Source organism: Streptomyces sp. NPDC005070, assembly GCF_053600395.1.
The window spans coordinates 1-6444 of sequence record NZ_JBSFZS010000228.1; the positions used below are offsets into that span (position 1 = coordinate 1).

Sequence of the window (6444 nt, forward strand, 5' to 3'; positions counted from 1 at the left end):
GTCAGAACGAAGTCGAGTCGAGCGGGAACCTTCGATCGGGTGCCGGACACGTACAGAGCATGGAACTGAACGACGTTGGTCCCGCCGTGCCGGTCGGAGGGATATCCGACCGCGAGCTGTGGGCGAGGGCCGTCGACGGCGACCGGGAGGCGTTCGGTCGGATCTTCGACCGTCATGGGAAGGCCGTCTACAACTATCTGTTCCGGCGGACGGCCGACTGGGCCGAGGCTGAAGACCTCACCTCGAACGTGTTCCTCCATGCCTGGCGTCGGCGATCGGAGACGGTGCTGGACCGCGACTCGGCTCTGCCGTGGCTGCTGGGCATCGCCGATGGCCTGATGTCGAACACCAGGCGGCGGCTGAGGCGGGCCGAAGCGTTGCTGCGCCGGCTCGTCTCTCACGACGAGCCGGTGGGCGACCACGCGGACCGCGTCGCCGTCCTGGTCGACGACGAGCGTCGCATGTCGGAGATCCACCGGGCCCTGGCCCGGCTGCCGCGCCATGAACGCGAGGTCATCGAGCTCTGCGTGTGGTCGGGTCTTGACCAGCAGGCGGCCGCGGCCGTGCTGAAGGTGGCGGTCGGGACCGTGAAGTCCAGACTGCACCGGGCGCGGCGGAGGCTGGGGGCCGATCTCGTCGGCAAAGACACGGTTCGGGCGTCGTTCGGTTCGAGGAATCCCGTCAACGCGAAGGAGGTCGCACGATGAATGACGCGCAGGGCATTCCTGCGGCTCCTTCCGATCGTGATCTGCCGAATCACCGGCGGACCCGAGAGGAACTGCTGATGAAGATCGGTCCAGAGAACGACGCAGCTTCGCTGCGACGCAGGTGGGGCGTGCCGCTGGGTGTCGCGGCCGGTGTCACGGCGGTGAGCGTCGCGGCCGTGGTTGTCCTCGGCGGGACCGGGGACGCCAGGCCGCGTGGCGCCGACCGCGCGCTCAGCGGAGGAAGCCCGACGGGTGCCGCGTCACCGAGTCCGAGCACGACACGCGGCTCCGCCTCGGGCGGAGTCGGCTCGGCGCCGTCCTCGGACCACGAGACCGCCGACCCGGACGCCTTCACCATCACCAGCAGCACGACGACTCCGATCCAGGCCGCGACCGTCGCGAAGATCCTTTCCTCCTGCCTGGGGGCGGAGGCATCGCGGTACCACGCCGTGGTCGCGGTCCGTACTCCCGTGGCCTCCCGGGACTGGGACGGCGTCGTCGTCGCCGTCGACTCCGCCGGCCAGTACGTGCAGTGCGCGGCGAAGGGCGACAAGGGAAGCAGCCCGGACTCTCCGCCCACCTTCATCAACGACCGCCTGTGGGGCACCGATCGCGTGATCGAGTATTTCGATTCCGGCCGGGAGCCCGCCGGCAAGGGGCAGTACCTCATGGTGGGCGCCGGGCACTACACATCCGACGTCGCCAAGATCACCGTCAGCTACGGCGGCAAACCGAAGCAGTACCCGGCACTCATGGCGGGCGGCGCGTTCGTCTACGCGTCGGTCCTCTCCCCGGACACGCCTCCTGGCCCGCACTACGCGGGCCCGAGCCCCTACATCCACGCCTACGACGCATCGGGCAAGGAGATATACGACCAGACGCAGGACCCGAAGTTCACCAGCACGCAGTAGGCCGACTCGCCCACTGCTGCCCCGCCTCTGTACCAAGTTGGCGGACGCCCACGACGATCGCGTTCACGAGTCGACCTCCTCCCTGCCCGAGTTCGAGGGCACGCGCCTTGGACGCGACACGGGGGACTGGGCGGATCGTCGACGTGATGCCGGTGCTCATGAAGCGCCCCGTCGTCAGTGACCCGTGCTCGCTGATTCCAAAAGTGGATGTCGAGGCCCCGGACCATGATCGGTCCGGGGCCTCTTCTCCTGCGCCCGGCAGTACTTGAACCTGCGATACCCGCTTCAGGACGCAGGGGGGCCACCACGGGACGCGAGCCGGCTCAGGAACAGGTCTGAAGTGAAGATGACCGTCATCGACCGCATCAACGCCCCTGTCTGACGGCCGCCGCGACCACTCCAGCCGCTCTGTACACCTGATCTGGCGTCAGACGACTGCCGTCGGCGCAGCGCGGCTGCCACAGGGGCTGGCGGCAAAGGCTCCGGGCCCAGATCGGTCCGGGGTCTTCGCCCACGCGCTTCGGCGGGATGCGAACCTGTGGCCGCCACTTAAGGGGTTCGGTTCGAGCTCGTTCCGTCGGCTGTCGTCGACTAAGCGACGGCTGGCCAGAGGCGTTGTCGCGCCCCCGCCCGGCGTCGGAGATATCAGCCGTGAATGTCAGAACCTTCTGATCCGCAGCTCTGGAGAGTTCGGTCAGTGACGGTCAAGCAAGCCAGGTGACCGCGACAGAAGTCGGCAGCCGTGAGGTGGGGCCTGTGCAGCGCATCGCTGTAAAGCCGCATCTCACGAGCCGCTCGGTCCAGGTGTTGCCAGAAACCGAGGGGCAGGGCGAGGTCGTCACCGAGATCGACCAGGCAGTCGAAGGCGAGTCCCAGCTCGTTGTGCTCCAGGTACTCCAGCGTCGCTGAGAGATTGATGTCCGGCAGGCGTGTGAGGTGGGCTCGGGCGGCGTCGAGGTGGTCACGGGTCTGATTCCAGCTGGCCTGCAGAGCCTCACGATCATCGGTCATGGCGCCAGTGTTGCCGGTGTCCTGATCGGGGTCACGCGACTTTCGTTGGTAGTCCGCCCCAGCGGACGCCCTTCTCGCTGCGAATGCGCGCACGCTCCTTCCGCAGGGCGGCGAGGACGTCGGGATGCCGGGCATTCTTGTGGCGCCAGCGCAGATAGGCGTGCAGGGTCCGGGTCTGGACGGTGTGGTTGCGTTGGCGGGAGTTGGCGACGGCGAACTGCCGCAGCGGCCCGAAGTGGGCCTCGATCGGGTAGGCCCAGGAGGCATAGGTCTGGGAGAAGCACAGCTCGGCCCGGCTCTTCTTCGCCCAGCGCCGGATCATCTCGCCCTTGTGGGCGGAGAGATCGTCCAAGATGACGTGGATCGGGGCACCGTCCGGGCGGGCCGCGCGGATCGCCCGACCTAGGCCCAGATGTACTCCTCCGCGATCGCCCCGTCGCGCCACTTTGCCACGGTGACCATGCGGCCACCGCCCTCGAACTCGCCGATGACGCAGGTCCACTCACCCGATCCGAAGGCAATGGGGTGAGAGGCGATCTGCGGAGGCGTGCCGCCGGCCGATTCGACGTAGGCCTTCATGGCGTCGATGTGTTCCTGGACTCCGCGGGTCGGCGGCTGGCCCTTCCAGTCCACCAGGACATCAGCGGTGTGGTGGTGGGTGAACACGCCCTGCCAGTCGGCCGTGTTCCAGCCGCCGAAATCGAGGTCGTCCATGCCCTTGAGATTGCGGCTGACCTGGTCATCTGTCATGGTTCTCGCTCCATGCGCTCGACAAGTGTGGTCCCGCCCAAGATCTCCGGAAGGTGGGCGTACCGGCCCTGCGAGCCTACTGGCGGCCGTCATGGTGCGCATGCTGGTCCCGGCTGGGCAGGCCCTGGCAGGCATCTTGATCCAGGTCAGTAGGTGCTACGACCCTGGCCATTCTTGTAGGGCGACCTCTTGGGCCCGGGTGTCGGCGGGGACGACAGGCGGCCCCGCCGTCTGCCCGCTCGTCCATCACACCGGCAGGCGTGGCACGCTGTCGATCAGACGGCGGGTGTACGGGTGTTCCGGGGCGCCCAGCACCTGGTCGGTCTCGCCCTGTTCGACCAGGCGGCCGCGCTCCAGTACGGCCGTGCGTTCGCACAGGGAGGCGACGACCGACAGGTCGTGGGAGACCATCACGAGGGTCAGCTGCCGTTCCTCCTTGAGCTCGGCGAGCAGGTCGACGACTTTAACCCGGGTCGTGACGTCGAGGGCGCTGACGGGTTCGTCGGCGAGCAGTACGCGCGGGTCGCAGACGATGGCGCGGGCGATGGCGATGCGCTGGCGCTGACCGCCGGAGAACTCGTGGGGGTAGCGGGTGGCGGCGTCGGCGGGCAGGCCGACCCGTTCCAGCGCTGCGGTCACCTTCGGCGCGGCGGTCGCCCGGGTGTCGATCCCGAGCGAGCGCAGCGGTTCCGCGACGATCGCGGCGACGCGGCGGCGGGGGTCGAGGGAGGAGTACGGGTCCTGGAACACGCACTGGACGCCGCGCCGGAAGCGGCGCATCTGCTGCCGGTCGCGCGGGGACAGCGTCTCGCCGTCGAAGCGGACGGTGCCGGCCGTGGGGCGGGCGAGTCCCAGCAGCAGGCGCAGCAGGGTGGTCTTGCCGGCTCCCGACTCGCCGACGAGCGCGAGCGACTGGCCCTGTTCGACGGTGAGGGACACATCCTGTACGACGTCGGTGGCGGCGCCTCGGTAGCGCACGGCCACGTCCGCCAGTTGCAGCACGGGTGTCATCAGGCGCTCCTCAGGGCCAGGGCGGACTCCAGCTTGCGGGCTCCCGCGACGAGCGTCTTCGTGTACGCCGCCTGCGGTGCGCCGATGACGTCCAGGACGGGACCTTCCTCGACGGCCCGGCCGTCCTTCATCACGAGGGCGCGGTCGGTCACCTTGGCGATGACGGCCAGGTCGTGGCTGACGAACAGCACGGCCATCTCCCGTTCGCGTACGAGGGTGTCGAGGAGTTCCAGCATCTCGGCCTGCACGGACACGTCGAGCGCGGTGGTGGGCTCGTCGGCGATGAGCAGGCGCGGCTCGCAGGCGAGGGCCATGGCGAGGGCGACGCGCTGGCGCTGGCCGCCGGAGATCTCGTGCGGGAAGGCGCGGGCGATGCGCTCGGGTTCGGGCAGCCGTACCCGAAGGAGCGCTTCGGTGACGGCGGCGCGCAGGCTCTTGCCCTTGAGGCCGGTGCGGCGGGCCAGGGGTTCGGCGATCTGGTGGCCCACCCGCATCAGCGGGTCGAGGGCGGTCAGGGGCTCCTGGAAGACGACGGCCGCGTCGCGGCCCCGGACCGCGACGAGCCGCTTCTCCGGGGCGCCGACGATCTGCGTGCCGGCGAGTTCCACGCTGCCGGTCGCGGTCATGCCGTCGGGCAGCAGCCCCAGTACGGCGAGTGTGGTCAGTGACTTGCCGGAGCCGGACTCGCCGATCAGGCCGAGCCGTTCGCCGCTGTCGACGGTGAAGGAGAGGTCGTCGACCAGGTTGCGGCCGTCGTCGGTGCGCACGGTCAGGCCGCGTACGTCGAGCAGGGTCATGTCCGCCTCCGGCGGGTCGCCGGGTCGAGGGTGTCGCGCAGTCCGTCGGCGATGAGGTTGACCCCGACGACGAGCACGACCAGCAGGATGCCGGGAGCCAGCGCGCCGGCGGGGGCGGTGGTGAAGGTGGCCTGGGCCTCCTGGAGCATGCGGCCCCAGGAGGCGTTGGGCGGCGGCGCACCGAGGCCGAGGTAGGACAGACCGGCCTCGGCGAGCACGGCCAGGCCGAACTGGAGGGCCAGGTTGACGACGAGGGTGGGCCAGATGTTCGGCAGGACGTGCCCGGCGACGGTCCGCGGCCAGGAGGTGCCCGAGGTGCGGGCGGCGGTGACGTAGTCCTGGGCCAGCACCCGCTTGGCGAGGATCCGTACCAGGCGGGCCACGATCGCGCTCTGGGCGAGGCCGATCGCGAGGACGGCGGAGCCGAGCGTGGCCGAGCGGGCGGCGACGACGAGCATCGCCAGCAGCAGGGTCGGGAACGCGATGAGGATGTCGAGGAACGCGGCGAGGGTGTCGTCGAGCCAGCCCTGTGCGAACGCGGCGACCACGCCGAGGGTGACGCCGACCAGAGCGGCGATCAGGACCGAGCCGAGGCCGGCCTCGACGGCGATACGGGAGCCCGTCATCAGCTGGGCGAACAGGTCCCGGCCCAGCTTGTCGGTGCCGAGCAGGTGCCCGTCGCCGGGTCCGGCCAGCCGGCCGCCGGAGGTGTCGTCGGCCCCGTAGGGCAGCCAGACGAGCGAGACGACGGCGATCAGAGCGATCAGCGCGGTGAGCGTGCAGCCGGCCAGCAGGGTGAAGGAGCGCGGGCCGCGGACCGACGCCGGTTTGCGCAGGACGTCTGTGTACGTCACCGGGCACCTCCTGAAAGACGGCCGCGCAGCCGCGGGTCGATGAACCGCTGGACCAGGTCGGCGGCGAAGCCGATGACGAGGACGGCGAGCGTGGACACGAACAGGACGCCCTGGATCACCGGGTAGTCGTGCTGCGCGATGCCGGTGGCGAGCAGCGAGCCGAGGCCGGGCAGCGCGTACACCGACTCCACGACGACGGCACCGAGCAGCGTCGAGGCGAGCTCGATGCCGAGGACGGAGATCACCGGTACGGAGGCGTTGCGGAGCCCGTGCCGCCACATGGCCCGGGGGAAGGAAGAGCCCAGGGCGCGCGCGGTGCGCAGGTGGTCGCTGCCCAAAACGTCGAGGGCGGCGGAGCGGACGTAGCGGATGAGCGAGGCGCTCATCACCAGGGCGATGGTGA

The 6444-nt window shown here is 70.0% G+C and carries 8 protein-coding genes and 1 pseudogene; 2 read left to right on the plus strand and 7 right to left on the minus strand.

Features of this window, described 5'->3' with window-relative positions; genetic code table 11:
* The first annotated feature begins 59 nt into the window (after nucleotides 1-59).
* Together ACWEBX_RS36250 and ACWEBX_RS36255 are read left to right on the plus strand one after the other, a co-directional pair.
* Nucleotides 60-707 carry an RNA polymerase sigma factor gene (locus ACWEBX_RS36250; RefSeq protein WP_451889004.1) on the plus strand — a complete coding sequence of 216 codons (648 nt, stop codon included), beginning with the start codon at nucleotides 60-62 and terminating at the stop codon, nucleotides 705-707.
* A gap of 77 nt (nucleotides 708-784) precedes the next feature.
* Nucleotides 785-1618 carry a hypothetical protein gene (locus ACWEBX_RS36255; RefSeq protein ID WP_451888997.1) on the plus strand — a complete coding sequence of 278 codons (834 nt, stop codon included), beginning with the start codon at nucleotides 785-787 and terminating at the stop codon, nucleotides 1616-1618.
* A gap of 645 nt (nucleotides 1619-2263) precedes the next feature.
* On the opposite strand, the gene ACWEBX_RS36260 is transcribed toward ACWEBX_RS36255, so the two are convergent.
* From ACWEBX_RS36260 to ACWEBX_RS36290, 7 genes and pseudogenes are all read right to left on the minus strand, one after another.
* Nucleotides 2264-2629 (minus strand): MafI family immunity protein, encoded by a 366-nt coding sequence (locus ACWEBX_RS36260; protein ID WP_451888998.1) that lies wholly within the window; start codon nucleotides 2627-2629, stop codon nucleotides 2264-2266.
* Between the two features lie 31 nt (nucleotides 2630-2660).
* A pseudogene (locus ACWEBX_RS36265) lies at nucleotides 2661-3029 on the minus strand (transposase); the annotation flags it as partial.
* A gap of 2 nt (nucleotides 3030-3031) precedes the next feature.
* Nucleotides 3032-3379, minus strand: coding sequence for a hypothetical protein (locus ACWEBX_RS36270; RefSeq protein ID WP_451888999.1), 348 nt, complete (start codon nucleotides 3377-3379; stop codon nucleotides 3032-3034).
* A 246-nt stretch (nucleotides 3380-3625) separates the two neighbouring features.
* Nucleotides 3626-4390 carry an ABC transporter ATP-binding protein gene (locus ACWEBX_RS36275; RefSeq protein ID WP_451889000.1) on the minus strand — a complete coding sequence of 255 codons (765 nt, stop codon included), beginning with the start codon at nucleotides 4388-4390 and terminating at the stop codon, nucleotides 3626-3628.
* The gene (locus ACWEBX_RS36280) at nucleotides 4390-5187 is read right to left on the minus strand and encodes an ATP-binding cassette domain-containing protein (protein WP_451889001.1); all 798 of its coding nucleotides are present in this window, start codon (nucleotides 5185-5187) and stop codon (nucleotides 4390-4392) included. The genes ACWEBX_RS36275 and ACWEBX_RS36280 overlap by 1 nt, the downstream gene beginning before the upstream one ends.
* A complete protein-coding gene (locus ACWEBX_RS36285; protein ID WP_451889002.1) occupies nucleotides 5184-6041 on the minus strand; it encodes an ABC transporter permease in 858 nt (285 codons plus the stop codon). The genes ACWEBX_RS36280 and ACWEBX_RS36285 overlap by 4 nt, the downstream gene beginning before the upstream one ends.
* A partial coding sequence (locus ACWEBX_RS36290) for an ABC transporter permease (RefSeq protein WP_451889003.1) occupies nucleotides 6038-6444 on the minus strand: 407 nt, incomplete at its 5' end. The genes ACWEBX_RS36290 and ACWEBX_RS36285, both read right to left, overlap by 4 nt.